Here is an 18,142-nt window from a genome sequence, read left to right on the forward strand (position 1 = left end):
ATTAGAATTAAAATTCATTTTTCGGAATATTAGAGTTTGGGTGCATCGCTGAATAGTAACGAAGGGGGAAGGATATACCATTTCATTGCATCATGATAAACTCCTCAAATCTTATCCCTTATGGTGAAATACCTCCGGAAAGGATCAATCTGATGTATCCTTGCCTGCCTCCCGAGCCTCTGTTTCATGCACCAGGAAAACCGGAGCCTTCCGGTGAAGACCTTCCAGCACTTTCCTCACACGATCTGCAGGAGTCACAAACGTTTGGCCCCTGATAGAAAAGTAAAATCCTTTCCTGCTCTTTGAAAGCCAGGCCGTTCCGGATGAGAGAGCAGACCCGCCATCATATACATCAGCCTCTCCAAGACCTAAAAGAACAATACCGGCCCCGTTTACGCTCATATCAAACACTCCGGATCCATCAATCCCAATCCGGAGACACTCACCTGACAAAAACATCCTGCCAATACGATCAAAAATCCGTTTCCCCTGGCTTTGTGCCGGTTTTTCTGAACGGACGACAAATCCCATCTACTCATCCTCCAGCGGACAATTCAGGAGGTAGGAAGGCGGCCGGTTAGCCAGTGCACAAATTCTCCTCCGTCCGGACTTATTCGGATTCTTCTTCCACTGATACGTAACCCAGATAAGATGCTTGCAGCATTTAATCCTGCAATCATCGATAAATGGTCGGCTCATTCCTCCTCCCTCCGTTTTCTCTCACATTCCCGCTCATAACACGAATCACAAAGGCCGATTTGTCGTTCTTTGTCATACCAACCAACCGGAAGAAGATTACAGAGTGAACACCTTGAACCCGGCTCCATTCTTGTCATCTGGCTCGTATCAATTACTCCCGGAAGAGGAATCAGCCTGGCAATATACCTGCTCACCGCCCGGTTGTAACACCCTTCACACAAAAACGCATCCGGATTATCCGGCGTATCCTGGTTATTCCGATTCTTCCGGCGATAAACAGTCGGTTTCCTTCCGCATACCCCACATACCTGCATTGACGGCCACCCATCTAGCCGGGAAAAATCATGGGGATCTACCTGTGATATCAGCAGTGAAGCATTCTGCTGCATGTGTGAAGCAGCAATCCGCCCGGAAAAATCATCCTGAATTGGAGTTGGAGGGCATGTGGTTCGGTTTTCTAACTCCTGTTCTGCAACCCCGGGTTCATAGTCACGAAATCGTTCATCTTCAGGGATGAATTCCTCCTTCCTAGTGAGTTCACCTTCTGCTTCACACTCACTAAGATCTCTAAGAATATTTGTACAAGATAGATTATCCGGACAATTCTTTGGAATTTTTATTGAAGCAGCCGCTTCACTTCTGCAGCTTTGGCCCTCTTTTTCCGCCACTGCTTCACAAACCTCATTCGACCCCTCACCCGTGAGAAGAGAATCCTTACCTCCTCCATCTAAGCCGGACAAACACGAAATTTTCTCCTCTGGCTTATCATATCCAGGGCCGGAATCCGGCTCGGTCCCATCTGAATCAGAATTTCTCTTTGAATCATCGGTTCCGGACCGGAGTGATACCGCCCCCGAAGAAACCCAGGCATCATAGAGATACTGATCCCAGACAAAGACTTTCATCCTCCGCTGGACCATCTGCCCATTCTCGCCACTGGTCACCGACTGTTCATGAAAAGAAATCGCCGGACATTTCTCAAGCAGTCCGGAGTACTGGCTTCCTCTTGACTGGTACCCGTTCAGGAGTTTGTGAATAGACGAACTCGGCCATCCGGTCACCTTCTGCAGATCCGGAATCGTCATCTCGGTTAGTTGTAATGACTGGATAGCAGCAATCAGCGATGCTTCCCGTTTTGTAAGTTTTGTTATCTGCCCTCCGGTATCACCGTTCAGGGCATCAAACAGCCGTGCAGCAGCATAAAAATCATCAACTGTCGCAGTCACACACGGCATTGTGTCCATATCCGCTCGTTCACGCTGAAACTGGTTCAGGATTGCAAACGTCTTGATAAGATCTAGCAGCATGTCCGGATTTCTTCGGTTCGCAGCCGACTGGAAATGAATATCCTCTGCAAAGGGAATAACAACCCAGGCGGGAGTAATCATCCGCCATATCTGCCGGATAATCAGCACTTCATCCCGGACTTTGGCATTTTTCGTCGGAACCCGTGAAGCATCGGAAAGGGTTCGTGCAAGCACCCGCTGATCCAATTCCTCACTGTCATCAATCCAGCAGGTCAGCATCCGGTTAAACACCTGGTCGTCCCCTGCTCCTTCAACCTTGGTAATCCACCAAACGCACCGTTCCGGAATTGTGCAGGTCATCCCGGTTCTATCCTTGCTTACGGTCCGGTACCTGAACGGACGCTGAAAAGATGTGGTAACTCCTTTCAAAATCTCCTGCATCTGATCTGAAAGACTCACATCATCAAGGGCAATAATCGACCCCGGCTTTAAATCGCTGATGTAAAAAAGAGCCTTATCACTCATTCGCCCGTCTATCCTGAGCTCTTCCGGCACAAGACTGAGCATCGTATCAATCGTATGTGACTTTCCTTTTCCCGATTCTCCGGTAATGGAGACATGAAGCCCTTTAGAATTGATAACCGAACGGGATGCAAGCGACATGAGAAGACATTCGGCCACAACCGTGTCACCTTCATGATCCTGTGAAAATGCATCCAGCATGTACCGGATAGGTGAACTATCCCGGAGAATTCGCTCTGCTTCGGTTGAAATTCTTGCATCCGGCTGATTTTTTATGAGTCCGGAAGATGCAGCCTTTTCACGTAACCGCTCACTCCTGAGTTTTTTAAGACGCTGCTCTGTATCATCACCGTCAAAACGTCTTTGCAGTTCTTTCCACCGCTGAACTCCTCCTCCGCAGGAATCATGGTGACATCCGGCAAAAATGGCCCCTGAACCAAACTGGATGGCATAAGCACCATCCTGGTGAGCCTCCGAAAATGGGCACTGGTCAAAGATATAGAGTGTTCCGTCATGATATGGTTTTTTTGAAAACCCGATACCATGGCCGGACAGCCATGCTCCAAGATCTTCCGGGGACCGGGAATTTTGCTTCTTCGTCTCTTTTGGCTCGTCCGGGTAAAGAGTTGCAAGTCTGTTTAACAGATCCTCCGGCACTATCTCAAGTGTTTCAGGAACCTTCAGAAGTTCTGACCGCCGGTGAGGACGCGAAGAGGTATAATCCCCCTTTCTTGACGTTGTGCCATAGAGTTTCCAAATCCGGGCGGCATTAAAATTGGCCGTGTCAACCGTATTCTCCTCGTCGGAAAAGAGAATATCAAGTGATTCAAGACACTTTTTGATACAGTCACGGCTATGAGTATCATTGGGAAGAGAAATCCTGTACAAAAGATGAGCACCATTACCTGAATCGGCTATGAGTGGCTCTGGCCATCCAACCGATGAAAGATATGCAGCAATCTTCCCGGCTTTAAGAAGACTTGCCTTGTGCTCGGGATCAGAAGATGAGACCCCGGAAGGCCGACGGGGATCAATATCTATCGGCAGCCATAATCTATGGGTAATATCCTGGTCTGCTGTTGTAGCATCCTTCTTTGAAAGTCTCATCAAAACCCGGTTTGCACGACGTGCCAAAAGAGCCGGGTTCACCTCGTTCAGGGTGATGTATATCCCTTTGATCTGTGAATTTGTATCAAGAATGGCCGCTGCATCGGCTAATTTTTCCGGATTATCATAGTATCCTGAACCAATACCTTCCGCCGTGATAATCCTGGTCTCAATAACCTGGCCTGGACTTGAAAGGATACGTAACGCAGAGAGAATATTCTGTTTTTGGTCCGATGTCATGTACACTCTCCGGACATGGCATAGATACCACCAGACTTTACCCGAAACCGGTTCCAGGAACAGCCCGAATATACCATCAGCTGCATCTCTCCGGGAAGAGGGACCTTCCTGACAAGGCTGCAAAGTTCACCTACCAGATTACGATATGATGGTGTGCCCTGTTTTGTCCGTGATGAGACAACATGCACAAAGAGCAGTTCATTTCGCTCTTTCCACGCGAGAAAGTCTATGGGGAGGGCTGATTTCGTCACATGGACGGTAAAGTACCCCTGGTGCTGTAAAAAGAGCCTTGCTGCATGGGGAGTTATCCGCACCGTCAGATAGCCGGAAGGAGTGCTCATAGATACCTCATAGCACGGTCCGCCAGGGCCTTCCGGGTAAATAGGGTGCAGGTACCTTTTTTACGTGCCAGAATAATGTATGATTGTTCCCCTCGTGTGATCAGCTTGGCGGCGAACTCAGCGACGGGGGACACTTCATCTTTTCTGGATTTCGAAGGTTTTTTTCGTGTTCGAAATAATGACCGGCCTTTCCGGTCAAATAAAATGAGATATCCGGGTATGGTAATCATGGTACTACCTCTCCCACCGGCAATTCCGGATTTTAAGGAAAAAGAATAATGTATCCGGAGTTTTCGGCGGGCAGAAAAATTAGTATGCGGATGAGATTAAAATGTAGCGGAATTTCGTTTTAACAATTGTGATAAAGCCGGAACACATGGAATAGCGAATGGAAATTTCTTAGGTCTGATTCATTATCCAGATTGGCTCTTCGTCAGTTTGAGTGGGTATGATGTAGTTTGAACAAAAAAATTACTATATGATTATTACTGAAGAATTATTTCGTTCAGCCCTTCATCTTACTGCTCCTTGGATTATATCATTATTAAAATTTAATGAAGGAGAACGCAGACTTGATATCTGGATTGATTTTCCAGAGGGTTCGAAATTTCCTTGTCCTATATGTAACACATTAGATTGTCCGGTTTATGATACAAATAAGCGAACCTGGCGTCATTTAGATTTTTTTGAACACCAAACATACCTCCATGCAAGAATTCCTCGAATAAAGTGTCCTCATTGTAATGTTCATCAAGTAAATGTTCCATGGGCTAGGGAAAATAGTGGATTCACTCTCTTAATGGAAGCGATGTTTGTTCTTTTCGCACAAACCATGCAAATCTCTCAAATTGCGAAAAAGTTCGGACTTCGAGATAAACAAATTTGGAGAGTAATTGAACACTATGTTAAAGATGCAATAGAAAAATCTGATCTCTCAGAGGTTACCTCAGTTGGAGTTGATGAAACATCCAGACGAAAAGGACATGAATATATTACTGTTTTTGCAAATCTCGATACAGGTCGTATCATTCATATTTGTAAAGGAAAGGATTCGTCTACCCTAATAACCTTTGCAGATTCGTTGAAATCTCATAAAGGAACATTGGAGCAGATAAGTGATTTTTGTTGTGATATGTCTCCTGCGTTCATTAAAGGGATAACGGAGACATTTCCTAAATCCTCAATTATATTTGATAAATTTCATGTTATGAAATTAGTGAATGAAGCATTGGATGAAGTAAGAAGGTTGGAACAGACATTAAATGGATTTTTGAAAAAAACTCGAATGATTTGGCTTAAAAATCCTTCTTCATTAACGGAAAAACAAAAAGAAACATTAGGCACTCTTAAGGATATGAATATAAAGACGGTAAGGGCTTATAATCTAAAATTAAGTCTTCAGGGTCTTTGGGGGATGCAGGATATTGAATCAGCCAACGCTTACTTTAAAAAATGGTATTTTTGGGCTACTCATTCCAGGATTCATCCAATGGTGAAGGTTGCAAAGACAATAAAAAACCATTGGAATGGGATAATAAATTATTTCAATAATCGATTCACAAATGGTTTGTTAGAAGGACTTAATAGTCTCATTCAGGCCTTAAAAGCGAATGCAAGAGGTTATCGTAATGATGACAATTTTATGACTATGATCTACTTAAGATTGGGACAACTAAAATTTGACTTACCCACTTGAAACGACGAAGAGCCTCCAGATTTTACTGGATATCTCTGAATGATACGTCAATACTGAGTATATGTCATAAACAAAATTTTACGGGTTTTGAATTCCATTCTGATCAAGGATAATGCCATGAAAATAACCCTTTTTTATGGTTTGCATCAATATGGAAAGCCTTTAAAACCCCTTCTGGTCTCCGGGTGTTAGAAGCGGTAAAAAACTCCATCCCAATTAACCGGATTACCATAAGAAACATTCAATTCAGAGCCTGTCCCAAATAGAGTATGAATAATTTTCAGTACCAACTGGAGTTACCTGGTCGGTACGATGAACTAGAGAGGATGGCACTTCCCCATTATGATACGTTTTTTTCAACGGTGATTGAGTTTATTCCAAAGCAGACAAAAACAATTCTTGAACTGGCATCTGGAACCGGTTTTCTGACCCGGCTGGTCCGGCAGCAGTTTAAGGATGCACAGATAGTCTGCTCTGATATTAATCCGGATATGATGGCTGTTGCACAGAAAAAACCCGAACTCTCTGATGTACGGTTCTGTACCTGTGATATTACACAGGATATTCCGGATGGAACATTTGATGCAGTTGTTCTGACACAATGCCTGTTTGCTCTCCCACGGGAAAAGATACCGGAAATCCTTCTTCGCATCCGTCAGAGAATTTCGCCTGGCGGAGTATTTGCATATGGAGATATTTTTGAGCCGCTGGACAAGTGGGAATTTGAATTGTATGTCTCCCATTGGAGGGAACAGATGATTCAGAATGGGATGACTGAGGCAGAGACAGATCTCATGTTAAAGCCGCTTGAACCAATGATCAAAGGATATAATCCTGATTATGTCAGAAAAGAACTCATAAAAGCAGGATTTTCATGGGTAATTTTCCCATACTGGTACGAGATGTACGGCGTGATGATTGCTTATACCTGAAAAAAACTCTCTAAAAAAAAGATTGGCATTTATTCAGAAGAAAAAAATTTTTCCCTTCAAGCAGATTTTTATCACTCCAGACTCATATGCTGTTTAGAAGATGGTATGAATAATTATAATATATTAAAGAGATCTTCGATAATTATCGGAGGAATTCTCGCTCTTTTGGTTCTTTTATCTTTTTATATCCGGACGACTCCTGCTTTTCTTGGAAACATCGACGTTCTGATGTTTGTCGGGATGGATGATCCGACCTACCAACTCAGGCGGATAGAACAGGTAATAGCCAATTATCCGAATGTCCCATGGTTTGATCCGATGACCTATTTTCCCTATGGTCAGCAGATGCATTGGGGACCGCTCTTTCCCTTCCTTGGCGCTACAATCTGTATTCTTGCCGGAGCAGTTACAAGACCGGAAATAATTTCGGTCTCTCTCTTTTTACCCTGTGTATTGGCTGCACTTTTAGTCCCGATAGTATATCTTCTGGTAAGCCGGGTCGCAGACTGGAAGGCTGGACTATTTGCTGCATTTTTCATTGCTATTATGCCTGGCCAGTTTTTCAGCCGGTCTTTTTACGGGTACCTGGATCACCATGCCGGAGAAGTTTTTTTTAGCACACTTTTCTGTCTGTGTTACATCATTGCACTGATGTACTGCAGGAGACATCCGGTTGATATAAAAAAATGGGAGACCTGGAAGATTCCTGCACTACTCGGTGTCTTGTGCGGTATTTCTTATACATTAGGTCTTGCCCTGATGCCGACGATGCTCTTGTTTGCCCTTCTCGTTGGGATCTTTACTCCTATCTGGTTTATCATCCAGCGATCTATCGGTCATTGTGGTGCTTCAGCCCTGCTCATTAATACGGTCACTTTCCTTGTTGCCATAATCGGATTCTTCATTATCGGGATACATGCAGAGGGAGGCCTTAATTATTACACAACCGGCCATCCGGTTGCATATTCCCTTTTAATTCTGGCAAATGTTTTGCTGTTTTTATTTTCGTATGCATTACGGGAAAAACCGGTATGGTATTATGTCGGTGCGATTCTGGGCGTTACAGTCCTTGGAATTGTCGCACTTGCAGCACTCATGCCGGATCTGTTTCAGTACCTGTTATCAAATGCCGTGGGGTTTTTTGGTTCAAGTGATATTCACTGGCAGACTATCCGGGAAGCCCGGCCCTGGGAATGGGACGATGCATGGAAAACGTTCAATTATTCGCTGGTTCTGTTTTGTCTGGGGCTTGCGGTTCTGGCATGGCGGATTAGAAAAGAACTCTGTCCTTCCCATGCATTTACCCTTCTCTGGTCCATAGTAATCCTGTATGCAACCAGTCAGCATATCAGGTACGAATATTACCTTGCCGTTCCGGTTGCAATTCTCGGAGGTATTGCGGTTGGATTTGCTCTTGACCTGATGAAATTACCCGGTGGGGCAAAACAAGAAAAACCGGATGCAGGTGAACTGAAGACACCGGAAACAAAGAAAAAAATTGAAAAAGGGAAAGGAAAACACTCCTCAACTCGAAATCAGGGTGATTTTTCACCAATACAGGCTGTTTCATACATCTTTCTCGGGATTGTATTATTATCAGTTCTGCTGTTTTCATTTGCTGCGATTGGTATGGATCTAAAGTCCGGAGGATACCGGCTCAATCAGGACTGGAGAATGGCTACCGAATGGCTTGAAAAAAATACTCCTGATCCGGGAATTGATTATTTAGCCATATATGAGAAAGAAAACTTCACCTATCCGGATAGTGCGTACGGGGTGATGTCATGGTGGGATTATGGTCATATCATTACGCTCCTAGGTAAACGGATACCAAATGCGAATCCTTTTCAGTATGGCGTGAATGGGCCGAATGGTTCGGCACGGTTTTTACTCACCCAAAATGAGAGTGAAGCAGACCAGATACTGGACAATCTGAATACCCGGTATGTAATCACTGATATTGATATGGATACCGGATACCTGAATGCGATTTCAATCTGGGATAATCCGGACGTAGGAATAGATCCGTACCAGAAACAATTCCTGTTTCCAAATCAGGATGGAAAGACCGGGGTGAATTATTCAGTGCTTACCGATGAGTATTATCACACCATGGTATCAAGGCTTCACAATTTTGATGGTTCATACATCGAGCCTGGTGAGGTGTATTTCTTAAAATACATGACTCCGGAAAATTCAGGGATTTCCATTCCGGTTGTCGTTGAAGCGAATAAGACAAGTTACACGGATGGAATTGCACGAATGGAATCATTCAATGCTTCCACAAATCCCGGGTATGATGCCATCCTGGCAAATTTTGTCAATACTGATCCGGTAAGTCCGGTAAGTTCCCTTCAGCACTACCGTCTTATTTATGAGTCAGATACCCGGACTACTCCTGCTGACATGCCTGACCTTCGGTATGTCAAGATATTTGAGTATGTAAAGGGAGCGAAAATTTCCGGAGACGGGGTGCTTGAATTACCCATCAAAACCAACACGGGACGTGAATTTGTCTACCGGGCAAACAGTGTGAACGGGACGTTTACTGTTCCATACCCGACAGACACGAGTGTCGGAGCAGTTACCGTAACCGGACCATACCGCAATAACATAACCGGTGATACATATTCGGTTACAGAGGAACAGGTGAAATCGGGTCTTTCACTCTGATTTTTCCTAATTCTCTTTTTGTGTCGTTATACTTGATAATATACTTGATTAGAGTCCGGACAAATTCGCAAGGATTGAGGTTTTGTCCGGTAAACAAAAAATACGTTACATTATCAAATAGTTAAATTTTTGTCTCATGAGTAGAAATTATGGGTGATGAGTAATCGTGATTTAAAGTATTCAATAAATTGGGAAGAAGCAAGGCAGGCTATCCGGAGCGAAAGGGCAGGAAGGTCAAAAGTAACTTTTGACCCGGATTATATCAAAAGTTCTGCTGGTGACTTTTCAAAACGGGTTCAGTCAAATGATTATGAGTTTGGCAGAAAACCGGTTGAAATAATCGACTCAATACTGGACAGTTCTATGGATGTCCTTGAAATCGGACCTGGCCCTGGGACACTTACTATTCCGCTCTCAAAAAAAGTCCGGTCAATCACCTGTATCGATACTAATCCGCAAAACATTGCACATCTGCAAAAAAACCTTGATGATAGCGGATGTTCAAATGTGAAGATTATTCAGGCCGACTGGACAAAGATGAACGATTCAGAACTTGCTGATTCGTATGATCTTGTTGTTTGTTCTCATTTTCTCTGGATGATTCCTGACCTGAAAGAACATATCTCGAGAATGGAAAATGCTGCCCGGAAGTATTGTGTAATTATCCAGCCTGCGGGAAGATCCAATTTTGTGAAAAAGGTATACGAAGAGATTGTCGGAGTGCCATACCGGGGAGAATTCGAACCTGATGCAGATTATTTTGCCTATGTGATTGTCCGGGAATGGGGCCGGTTATGCAAGGTTGATCATTATTCATTTACAAATTCCACCTCACCACAGGAGAGACTTCGTATGACTGCCGGTTTTATCGGACGGTTTAAAGAAGTTGACAATGATGTTGCAAAACGGATAATGGAGATGATTGAAAAGGAAATCCCTGAAGATGGATTATTTACCGAGACAAATCACGCTGTGGTTATGTGGTGGTCTCCGGATAAATCTCAGTAACCTCTCCATTTTTTCTAATTTTCCTTTTTTTATCTTTTCTATTATGATATTCTTTTGTGTATCCTGATTATTATCCTATCCGGTAAAAATAATCATTTTTTCTGCGCTGTTTTTTTGAATCTCTCAAATTATTCGGTTTTAGACACATATGTGAATTTTTATTTTCTACAGAATCTCTATGACATCCTTTTGTTTTGACGTTCAGGCAGGTTTTTATGAGCAAATCATCCAGTATCTGGAAAAGATAGATATTTCATTACTATTTTTTCAATTGAACAAAGGATTTCTAATCTTTACAAAAGATCCCGCTTGTTTATTCGCTTTACCTATAGGTTCCAAAATGTAAGCCATTTATATTTACATAATGGTAAAAATAAAATTTTATTAATGGGAAAGTTCAAAAATTTGTTTGGTGATTAAAGTTAAAATATTTCATTTAATTTTAATCTCAATGGGGTAATTCCATGAATCAAATATGGTTGAAAGGTTTTTTACTCATCCTGTTAATGGGGATTTGTACAGGTCCCTGTGTTTTTGCTGATGATACGAGGACCATCACGGATATGTGTGGCAGAGAGGTTACTATTCCAACTGAAATCAACACGGTACTGGGAACCAATCCTCCCATTACGTTTGCGACCTATATGCTCTCTCCGGATGTTCTGATTGGAACTAATTGGGACTTTTCTAAGACTAAATACATGGATGAAAAATATACATCTCTTCCAAATGTAGGTGGTCAGCAGGCTGGGAATACACTGAATTATGAAACATTCCTCTCAATGAATCCGGATATTATTCTCTTTGCTTTTGCTCCCGGAATAAACCCGAACACCAAGATTGAGGATCTGGAACAGAAACTCTATCCAATTCCTGTCGTTGCCGTTTCTGATGCGACAGATGTCCTGGCTTACAGTTCTGAAATTGAATTTCTCGGTCAACTCTTTGGTAAAGAGGAGCAGGCAGCAGATCTCATCAGATATTATGACGAGGTCTTTCAAAAAGTAAATGCTACGGTGAAAAATATCCCAACCGAAGAGAGAGTCCGGGTTTATTATGCCGAAGGTCCGGATGGATTAAAGACTGATCCTGCTGGAACAGCATGTGCCCAACTCATAACCCTTTGTGGTGGAGAGAATGTTGCCACCGTTCCTGCAAAAGGGCAGGGTGGGATGTCTCCGGTTTCTCTTGAATCGGTAGTCTCCTGGAACCCGGAGCTGATTCTTGTCGGTGATAGCAAATTCTATGATTCAATTTATACAGATCCAAACTGGCAGGACATTGATGCAGTTAAGAACAAGAGAGTTTACCTGATTCCAAATCAGCCATTTGGCTGGATTGACCGTCCACCGGGAGTAAACAGGATTATTGGGATTCCATGGCTGGCAAAGGTTCTTTATCCGGATCTCTTCACCGATATTGATCTTCCGGCATATGTCAAGGAGTTTTACTCAAAGTTCTTCCATTATTACCTGACCGATGATGAAGTGAATAAGATTATTTCTTCTTCTGGTTTGTAAGGAATATAGAGGTATCAGAAGATCTCTGTAACCTTTTTTGTCTTTTCTCTATTGAAATAATCGAAAAATGAATGACAAAAAAATCCATGCCATTCTCCAGTTTAACTAAATGTTCCTATCTACCAAAAAATGTAGTATGGTTCAATATAACGAAGATGATCGAGTGTCTCAATAACCGGGAGATTTGAATTATGATAATTCGGGAGGAAAAAATACCATGAAATTAATTACTATTTCCGGACCGCCTTCATCTGGGAAAACATCGGTTATTATAAAATCTATCGAGGAATTAAAAGACAAGCATTTAAAAATTGGAGTATTGAAATTTGACTGCCTGGTGACCGATGACGATAAACTATATGCTGCACAGAATATTGACAGTAAAGTTGGTCTATCTGGGAGCATGTGTCCGGATCACTTTTTTGTTAGTAACATCGATGATTGTCTTAATTGGGCTATCGGGCAATCCTATGATATTTTAATAAGTGAAAGTGCAGGCCTGTGTAATCGCTGTTCACCCCATATTAAAGGCTGTACTGCCGTATGTGTCATTGATAACCTGATGGGCATAAATACGCCCAAAAAAATCGGCCCAATGCTCAAAATGGCTGATATTGTTGTTATCACCAAGGGAGATATCGTTTCACAGGCAGAACGAGAGATATTTGCATTAAAAATCAGACAGGCCAATCCAGATGGTATTATTTTGCATGTGAATGGACTTACAGGTCAGGGAGCCGGTGAGTTAGGGACACTCATAGAGACAGCCACAGAGATTGAAACATTGGTTGGAAAGGAACTGAGGATAAGCATGCCATCCGCTCTTTGTTCATATTGTCTTGGTGAAAAACTGATTGGGCTCAATAAACAGATGGGAAATGTAAGAAAGATGAAATTAGATTAAAAAGAGGATATTTAATGAACGAATCTGTTTTATTGGAAGAATTTAAGATAAAAGACTTGTTAGATAAATATCCATATTCTAAAGAGTTTTTCAACATTAATGGTCTGCCAATTGATGATGTAGATAATACGGTAAAAGATTATATCGATTCACTTGGTTACGTATTTTTGGAAGATATGGGCCTGAATCAGGAGGATTTAATAAAGCGATTTCGTTCGTTTATGTGCCGGATGAAGGCTATCAGAGAAGAACCTGCTTTTAATATCCGTGATATTACCATTTTGGGTGGAAGAGATAAAACTGAAAGACCAGAAGAGAAAGATTTGAAGATTTGCATCGGAGAAATAATCTGTATTGTGGGTCCTACGGGGTCAGGTAAAAGCAGACTTCTCGCTGATATCGAGTGGATGGCCCAAAGGGATACGCCCACTCGTAGACAAATATTGATAAATGGGTCTGTTCCACCGAATGATTGGCGTTTTTCAGTTGAACACAAACTGGTGGCTCAATTATCTCAGAATATGAATTTTGTCATGGATGTGAGTGTTGGAGAATTTATAATCCTTCATGCGCAAAGCAGGTTGATTGATAATTCTGAAAGAAAAGCACAGGAAATTGTATCTCATGCAAATGAGCTTTCCGGTGAAAGATTTGACATAAATACTCCGCTTACATCCTTAAGCGGTGGACAATCCAGAGCATTGATGGTGGCCGATACTGCCTTTTTAAGTACATCTCCTATTGTTTTGATTGATGAGATTGAAAATGCCGGTATTAACCGAAAAAAAGCTTTGGAGTTGCTTATCGGACAAAATAAAATTGTCCTTATCGCGACACATGATCCACTCCTTGCATTAATGGGAAATAAACGAATCGTTGTCAAAAATGGGGGAATTCAAAAGGTTATTACAACGACATCAAATGAAAAGAAAGGGTTGCTCAGGCTGACTGAAATTGACAATATTTTGATGAAATATCGGGAATCTCTTCGGAATGGTCAACTACTTGAGATCGGAGATGAATTGTTATGGTAATTACTCAAGCGAAATTACAACTTTGAAAGATGACTGACAAAAACCGGAATTGCGGTTTTAAATGACGCTTAATGAAAATTCCATTTGAAAAAAAGACTGAAAAACGAGGAAATGATAGTATGATACGTATTATGATTCACACACCGGTTAATTTACGAGGTCACATGCTGGATTATCTAAAAAATAATCTACCAAATCTGGAAAAAAAGATTGGTGATAAAATTAGCCTGTATACACCGCATGATCTTGAGTACTGTTCGAATTGCAGCGAGCAGTGGCTCGGTCCATCTATTGAAAAGGGAATTTTTCCCGACCTGATGATTACTCATGTTCCTGAATTTGCATCTTTAGGAAACAGGGTTGAGAGTGGGTTGTTTTCAGATATTGCGGGCCAATTTGCAAGTGAACATCCCGTGAGAGAAGAATTACATATGCTGACAGATCCTCATGGGTTGTTCTATCCGCTTTTTGTAGTTCCTATGGTTATGTTCTATAATACCAAAAAAATAAAGGAGAATGAATTGAAGCACTCATGGAGTGATCTTTTCAATGAAAAATTTAAGGTCATTTTACCGAATCGAGACAAGCCCTTGAGCAGAGCGGTGGGAGCATATCTTAAGCATGAATTTCCGGACAAGTTTCCCGAATTTGAGGAACGAGCGGTATATGAAGGCAGTCCGCCGAGTGTTATCAAATCAGTTATATCAGGAGAATATGACATTGGTATTACGAATTTTTCATTTGCAATGATGGCGGAAGGGAGAGGAATTGCAATCAATCCTCCAAAAGAAGGGTTTATTCTCTTGCCTCAGGTGATTGCATGGAAAAAGGGTGCTGACGAGAAGCTGAAGGTAATCGCCGACCTGTTGATGCATGAAGATATGCAAAATTACCTGAGCAAGCAGGGGTGTTGGCCAGCTCTCAGTGGGATCCCAATACATGATATGATTGCATATAATGGCAGATTAGAGAATTGGCAGGGTTGGGAATCTTATATCGAGGAAGTTTCTGAATTCGATCAATATCCAGGTAAGTAAACGGAAAAAACAATGCTTAATTCAAATATTTTTGCGAAAAATAAACTGTATCCGTTGCTCATTCAACAATCCATGGAAGATCCCAGAGGTTGAGATAGTTTTTTGTTATCATCGTACATAATTCAACACAAGGTGCCCTATGTCCACTCATGCCTACATTCCTGATCCGGAAATGGTCCGGGGCCTTAACCCGGACAATCTCATCGGAGATGCTGTTGTCTTCTCCCTGGTAATGATACTGCTTCTTGTGTTGTTCTACCTGTTTGACAAACGGTTTTTCAATTATCATCACCACTAATCCTTTTTTCAGATGGTTTCATCGGTAAAAACTCATCCTGAAGTAAGTCTACATCACGCATGGGAAACTATTTACTCTAAAAGAGTAACATAGGTTACATATGGCAGGGATCAATAGAATGACATATTACCTGTGTTTAGCCGGAATCTGTTTGGGAATAATCCTGGGTCTTGGGCTTGGGATTGCAATGGGAAGTCTGCTTATTATCGCTTTTGTAGTGATTATTGCAATAATCGGGGCATATGCATTTCATCGGCGGATTAATGAGGTGATGACCGATGATTTATCTGAAGCAATCAGTGGAAAAGCGGCGATCCGGACTCTGGAAATTCTTACCGTGGTTGGTGCGATATTGTTTGCCAGCACAATGATGCTTTATTGGGGCAACGGGGGAGGTCTTGGTTCCGGGATTGGTATATCAGATAATGGATCAGCCTGGATTCATTTTTCGGTCTGGTACCCGAATTTTAATCCGGTGTATGATGAACGTTTGTTTATCCAGGATATGAATAATATATCCGGAGAAGAACTGTTCTCTCTTGAACGGTTATTCGGACTTGGGTACAGAGTGAGAGATGGACCAATGTTCATGGGCCTTGCCTTTGGTATCATGACCATTCTCATTGCAGGTCTTTTTGCTGCATTTTCATTCTACTATAATAAAAAAATGGAACCTGGTAGCTGATGAAGAATAATATTCGAATTTTCCGGGCAATTCATAACCTGACACAGGAAGAACTGGCCCGGAAGATATCGGTCACCAGGAAGACGGTAAATTCAATTGAAGGGGGAAAATACAATCCTTCGATTGATGTAGCATATAAAATGGCAAAACTCTTCAATGTAACTATTGAAGAACTGTTTTGTTTTGAAGATGAAGAAAAAAACGATGAAGCAGATGTAGATCTGTCATAAATCCTCATTTGAGTGGTTCAAAGAGAGTCATTCTGGCTGATCCGGCTCCGGGAACATGTCTCCTGCTCTAGCCTGGACAATCACACATCTATTGTTTTTTAAACCGCTGAACCAGGTTTATCAGGACGGTTTCAAGGTTGTGATGTGATAATAGATCCATATATTAGTATTATATGGATTATTCTCAAACTGTATATTAGTAATATATGGTTTTACCTACATGCCTATATCCGGAAGTTGGTGATATTCTCTTTTTCCCTTGATAATGAGGTTTCATTTTTCCATATGAATGGTCCTCATGGATGAAATTTCCTCTCTGGTTGAGAAGTTCAGGATGTTTGTTGTTAGACTGCATTTATTCCGGAAATAAACCAGTCCCATCCTTTCCAGTACAATGACATCTTGTTCTCCTGAACTTCACGGGGAAGGGGAACAACCGGATTTACCGGAATCATAACACCAACATCGGAGATAAATTTCTGAGCATCCTCCGAGAGGAGATAATTACTTACCGTCAGTGCTTCTTTGCATGCTCCGTCCTTTTGTATCAGGACCTGTGGCAAAGCAAAAGCCCCCTCTTCTGGCCAGCAGAGGGTAACATTCTGGTCCCTGGATGCCCGGGAGAAGGGCAGGGAAACGATTCCAATATCAAAAGTTCCTTCATTTACTTTTTTATTCACGTCAATCGGGAGACCATCAAGTACAATACTTTTAAACAGCGTTTCTGCCTTCTCACCAAGAAGACTTTTTGCATAAAATTTCATCAGTTTTTGTAAAATTACCGGAGAAGGTGCATTAATCCTCCCTATCCACCGGGGATCCAGGAGGTCATGCCATGAAGAAGGAGGATTGCTGATATGGCGGTTATAGATTATCACCACCGGAACAACACAGATCGGGGTGAATAACCCGGAAGGATCGATAAATCCTTTTGCTGCAACATCTTCCCGCATATCCGGGACTAGGCCTTTTAGTGGCTTGTAATGTCCGGATGAGATCATTGCATCCCTGTTTTTCATGATTGAGATCTGGTGGGTAGTAGTAAGATCCGGAATCTCGTCTTTTATCGTTGAAAGAGGTTCTACTTCCGCTTCCTGAATTCTTCTGACAGAGATTAATTCTTCCGGGACCATCGTCTGCATTTTCTGGACCAGCATCCGGGAGACGGAAACCGGAAGCCCAACGTCAATAATGTTCATTATTTTTCCTCTATGCTATCTCAATAGTGCCACTGGTCCGGAGCGATTCACGTAAACTGAACATATTCTTATCAAATGATATGAGTTCATGGAGAAGTTCAGTCTCTTTTTGGTTTGTTGAAAGAACCTTATTCATTCCGCCGTTTCTCATAACAACCCGCCGTTTTGCCATAAGCATGATGACCGGATCATGACTTGCAACGATTACTATCTTTCCCTTGTCAGATAAGACCTGTAACGCCTGCAGTTTATCAATTCCGGCATTTTCTATCTCATCAACGAGGACAATTGGAGAATCACTGATAAGAGCGATATCGGCAATCATAAGAGCCCTTGACTGGCCACCGCTCAGTGTAGTAATGAAATCATGAGGGTTGATTGGCTCCCCGGCAAGGGTGTTTGCAAGAGCGATGACATCGTTTACGATTGCATCTGAATCGATATTCCGGCTTGATGCATGAAGGATTAAAAAATCCCCGACGGTTGTATCCATGACAAAATTCATCGTCTGGGAGAGCTGAGCGATAATCTCACTCCTGCATCCTTCATACATGGTATCATTGATGAGCACCGTTCTTTTGGAAGGGGTGTCTGCTGATGCGAGAAGTTCGATGTCGGAAAGGAGCATACTCTTTCCTGATCCGGTAGGTCCGACGAGCACCAGGATCTCTCCGGTTGTGATGTCCATTTTCCGGATCGGTTCTTCCATTCCATCTTTGGTGTACCCACCCAGGATTGTGATTTTTTTAATAGTTACCAGATTATTCATG

General features: G+C 42.2%; 18 protein-coding genes. 10 read left to right on the forward strand and 8 right to left on the reverse strand.

Translation table 11 applies throughout. The annotated features are described in order from the left end of the window. Positions 1–144: 144 nt before the first annotated feature. Genes DLD82_RS16200 through DLD82_RS18745 form a run of 5 tightly spaced genes read right to left on the reverse strand, consistent with a single transcriptional unit; the run spans position 145 to position 4,386 of the window. The gene (locus tag DLD82_RS16200) at positions 145–531 is read right to left on the reverse strand and encodes a hypothetical protein (RefSeq protein WP_109942176.1); all 387 of its coding nucleotides are present in this window, start codon (positions 529–531) and stop codon (positions 145–147) included. Continuing rightward, entirely contained in the window at positions 532–699 is a 168-nt protein-coding gene (locus DLD82_RS18740; protein WP_181391491.1) for a hypothetical protein, read from the reverse strand. Then, a complete protein-coding gene (locus DLD82_RS16205; RefSeq protein WP_109942177.1) occupies positions 696–3,815 on the reverse strand; it encodes a hypothetical protein in 3,120 nt (1,039 codons plus the stop codon). Before DLD82_RS16205 ends, DLD82_RS18740 begins: the two co-directional genes overlap by 4 nt. Next, a complete protein-coding gene (locus DLD82_RS16210; protein WP_109942178.1) occupies positions 3,812–4,156 on the reverse strand; it encodes a hypothetical protein in 345 nt (114 codons plus the stop codon). The genes DLD82_RS16205 and DLD82_RS16210 overlap by 4 nt, the downstream gene beginning before the upstream one ends. Then, on the reverse strand, positions 4,153–4,386 hold the full coding sequence (locus DLD82_RS18745) for a hypothetical protein (RefSeq protein ID WP_109942179.1): 234 nt from the start codon (positions 4,384–4,386) through the stop codon (positions 4,153–4,155). Before DLD82_RS18745 ends, DLD82_RS16210 begins: the two co-directional genes overlap by 4 nt. Before the next feature lie 254 nt (positions 4,387–4,640). Between DLD82_RS18745 and DLD82_RS16220 the strand changes: the two genes are divergently transcribed. From DLD82_RS16220 to DLD82_RS16255, 8 genes are all read left to right on the forward strand, one after another. After that, a complete protein-coding gene (locus DLD82_RS16220) occupies positions 4,641–5,852 on the forward strand; it encodes an ISL3 family transposase (RefSeq protein ID WP_109942204.1) in 1,212 nt (403 codons plus the stop codon). Between the two features lie 269 nt (positions 5,853–6,121). Continuing rightward, on the forward strand, positions 6,122–6,784 hold the full coding sequence (locus DLD82_RS16225; protein ID WP_109942180.1) for a class I SAM-dependent methyltransferase: 663 nt from the start codon (positions 6,122–6,124) through the stop codon (positions 6,782–6,784). 105 nt (positions 6,785–6,889) lie between these two features. Beyond that, entirely contained in the window at positions 6,890–9,457 is a 2,568-nt protein-coding gene (locus tag DLD82_RS16230) for an oligosaccharyl transferase, archaeosortase A system-associated (protein ID WP_109942181.1), read from the forward strand. A gap of 156 nt (positions 9,458–9,613) precedes the next feature. Then, entirely contained in the window at positions 9,614–10,465 is an 852-nt protein-coding gene (locus DLD82_RS16235; RefSeq protein WP_109942182.1) for a class I SAM-dependent methyltransferase, read from the forward strand. A gap of 464 nt (positions 10,466–10,929) precedes the next feature. After that, on the forward strand, positions 10,930–11,985 hold the full coding sequence (locus DLD82_RS16240) for an ABC transporter substrate-binding protein (RefSeq protein ID WP_109942183.1): 1,056 nt from the start codon (positions 10,930–10,932) through the stop codon (positions 11,983–11,985). A 217-nt stretch (positions 11,986–12,202) separates the two neighbouring features. Further along, positions 12,203–12,889, forward strand: coding sequence for a GTP-binding protein (locus DLD82_RS16245; protein ID WP_109942205.1), 687 nt, complete (start codon positions 12,203–12,205; stop codon positions 12,887–12,889). A 14-nt stretch (positions 12,890–12,903) separates the two neighbouring features. Beyond that, a complete protein-coding gene (locus DLD82_RS16250; RefSeq protein ID WP_109942184.1) occupies positions 12,904–13,923 on the forward strand; it encodes an ATP-binding cassette domain-containing protein in 1,020 nt (339 codons plus the stop codon). Positions 13,924–14,240: 317 nt separating this feature from the next. After that, complete coding sequence (locus tag DLD82_RS16255; protein WP_181391492.1) at positions 14,241–14,960, forward strand: ABC transporter substrate-binding protein; 720 nt, start codon at positions 14,241–14,243, stop codon at positions 14,958–14,960. Between the two features lie 58 nt (positions 14,961–15,018). Here DLD82_RS16255 and DLD82_RS16260 read toward each other — a convergent pair whose 3' ends face one another. Continuing rightward, entirely contained in the window at positions 15,019–15,249 is a 231-nt protein-coding gene (locus tag DLD82_RS16260) for a hypothetical protein (protein ID WP_109942186.1), read from the reverse strand. A 109-nt stretch (positions 15,250–15,358) separates the two neighbouring features. Here DLD82_RS16260 and DLD82_RS16265 point away from each other — a divergent pair, with 109 nt between their 5' ends. Then, a complete protein-coding gene (locus DLD82_RS16265) occupies positions 15,359–15,943 on the forward strand; it encodes a DUF2178 domain-containing protein (protein WP_109942187.1) in 585 nt (194 codons plus the stop codon). Next, complete coding sequence (locus tag DLD82_RS16270; RefSeq protein ID WP_109942188.1) at positions 15,943–16,173, forward strand: helix-turn-helix transcriptional regulator; 231 nt, start codon at positions 15,943–15,945, stop codon at positions 16,171–16,173. Before DLD82_RS16265 ends, DLD82_RS16270 begins: the two co-directional genes overlap by 1 nt. A gap of 344 nt (positions 16,174–16,517) precedes the next feature. Here DLD82_RS16270 and DLD82_RS16275 read toward each other — a convergent pair whose 3' ends face one another. Further along, a complete protein-coding gene (locus tag DLD82_RS16275) occupies positions 16,518–17,372 on the reverse strand; it encodes an ABC transporter substrate-binding protein (RefSeq protein WP_109942189.1) in 855 nt (284 codons plus the stop codon). Between the two features lie 10 nt (positions 17,373–17,382). Continuing rightward, positions 17,383–18,141, reverse strand: coding sequence for an ATP-binding cassette domain-containing protein (locus DLD82_RS16280; RefSeq protein ID WP_109942190.1), 759 nt, complete (start codon positions 18,139–18,141; stop codon positions 17,383–17,385). Position 18,142 lies beyond the last annotated feature (1 nt).

It is taken from the genome of Methanospirillum stamsii, assembly GCF_003173335.1.
Lineage (GTDB): Archaea > Halobacteriota > Methanomicrobia > Methanomicrobiales > Methanospirillaceae > Methanospirillum > Methanospirillum stamsii.

Bases quoted from the DNA above. Each gene is read 5' to 3' on its own strand.
- DLD82_RS18740 (WP_181391491.1), bottom strand. From the start codon at position 699: ATGAGCCGACCATTTATCGATGATTGCAGGATTAAATGCTGCAAGCAT.
- DLD82_RS16245 (WP_109942205.1), top strand. From the start codon at position 12,203: ATGAAATTAATTACTATTTCCGGACCGCCTTCATCTGGGAAAACATCG.
- DLD82_RS16205 (WP_109942177.1), bottom strand. From the start codon at position 3,815: ATGACATCGGACCAAAAACAGAATATTCTCTCTGCGTTACGTATCCTT.
- DLD82_RS16235 (WP_109942182.1), top strand. From the start codon at position 9,614: ATGAGTAATCGTGATTTAAAGTATTCAATAAATTGGGAAGAAGCAAGG.
- DLD82_RS16225 (WP_109942180.1), top strand. From the start codon at position 6,122: ATGAATAATTTTCAGTACCAACTGGAGTTACCTGGTCGGTACGATGAA.
- DLD82_RS16200 (WP_109942176.1), bottom strand. From the start codon at position 531: ATGGGATTTGTCGTCCGTTCAGAAAAACCGGCACAAAGCCAGGGGAAA.
- DLD82_RS18745 (WP_109942179.1), bottom strand. From the start codon at position 4,386: ATGATTACCATACCCGGATATCTCATTTTATTTGACCGGAAAGGCCGG.
- DLD82_RS16255 (WP_181391492.1), top strand. From the start codon at position 14,241: ATGATTACTCATGTTCCTGAATTTGCATCTTTAGGAAACAGGGTTGAG.
- DLD82_RS16275 (WP_109942189.1), bottom strand. From the start codon at position 17,372: ATGAACATTATTGACGTTGGGCTTCCGGTTTCCGTCTCCCGGATGCTG.
- DLD82_RS16270 (WP_109942188.1), top strand. From the start codon at position 15,943: ATGAAGAATAATATTCGAATTTTCCGGGCAATTCATAACCTGACACAG.
- DLD82_RS16250 (WP_109942184.1), top strand. From the start codon at position 12,904: ATGAACGAATCTGTTTTATTGGAAGAATTTAAGATAAAAGACTTGTTA.
- DLD82_RS16280 (WP_109942190.1), bottom strand. From the start codon at position 18,141: ATGAATAATCTGGTAACTATTAAAAAAATCACAATCCTGGGTGGGTAC.
- DLD82_RS16210 (WP_109942178.1), bottom strand. From the start codon at position 4,156: ATGAGCACTCCTTCCGGCTATCTGACGGTGCGGATAACTCCCCATGCA.
- DLD82_RS16240 (WP_109942183.1), top strand. From the start codon at position 10,930: ATGAATCAAATATGGTTGAAAGGTTTTTTACTCATCCTGTTAATGGGG.
- DLD82_RS16265 (WP_109942187.1), top strand. From the start codon at position 15,359: ATGGCAGGGATCAATAGAATGACATATTACCTGTGTTTAGCCGGAATC.
- DLD82_RS16260 (WP_109942186.1), bottom strand. From the start codon at position 15,249: ATGATAATTGAAAAACCGTTTGTCAAACAGGTAGAACAACACAAGAAG.
- DLD82_RS16230 (WP_109942181.1), top strand. From the start codon at position 6,890: ATGAATAATTATAATATATTAAAGAGATCTTCGATAATTATCGGAGGA.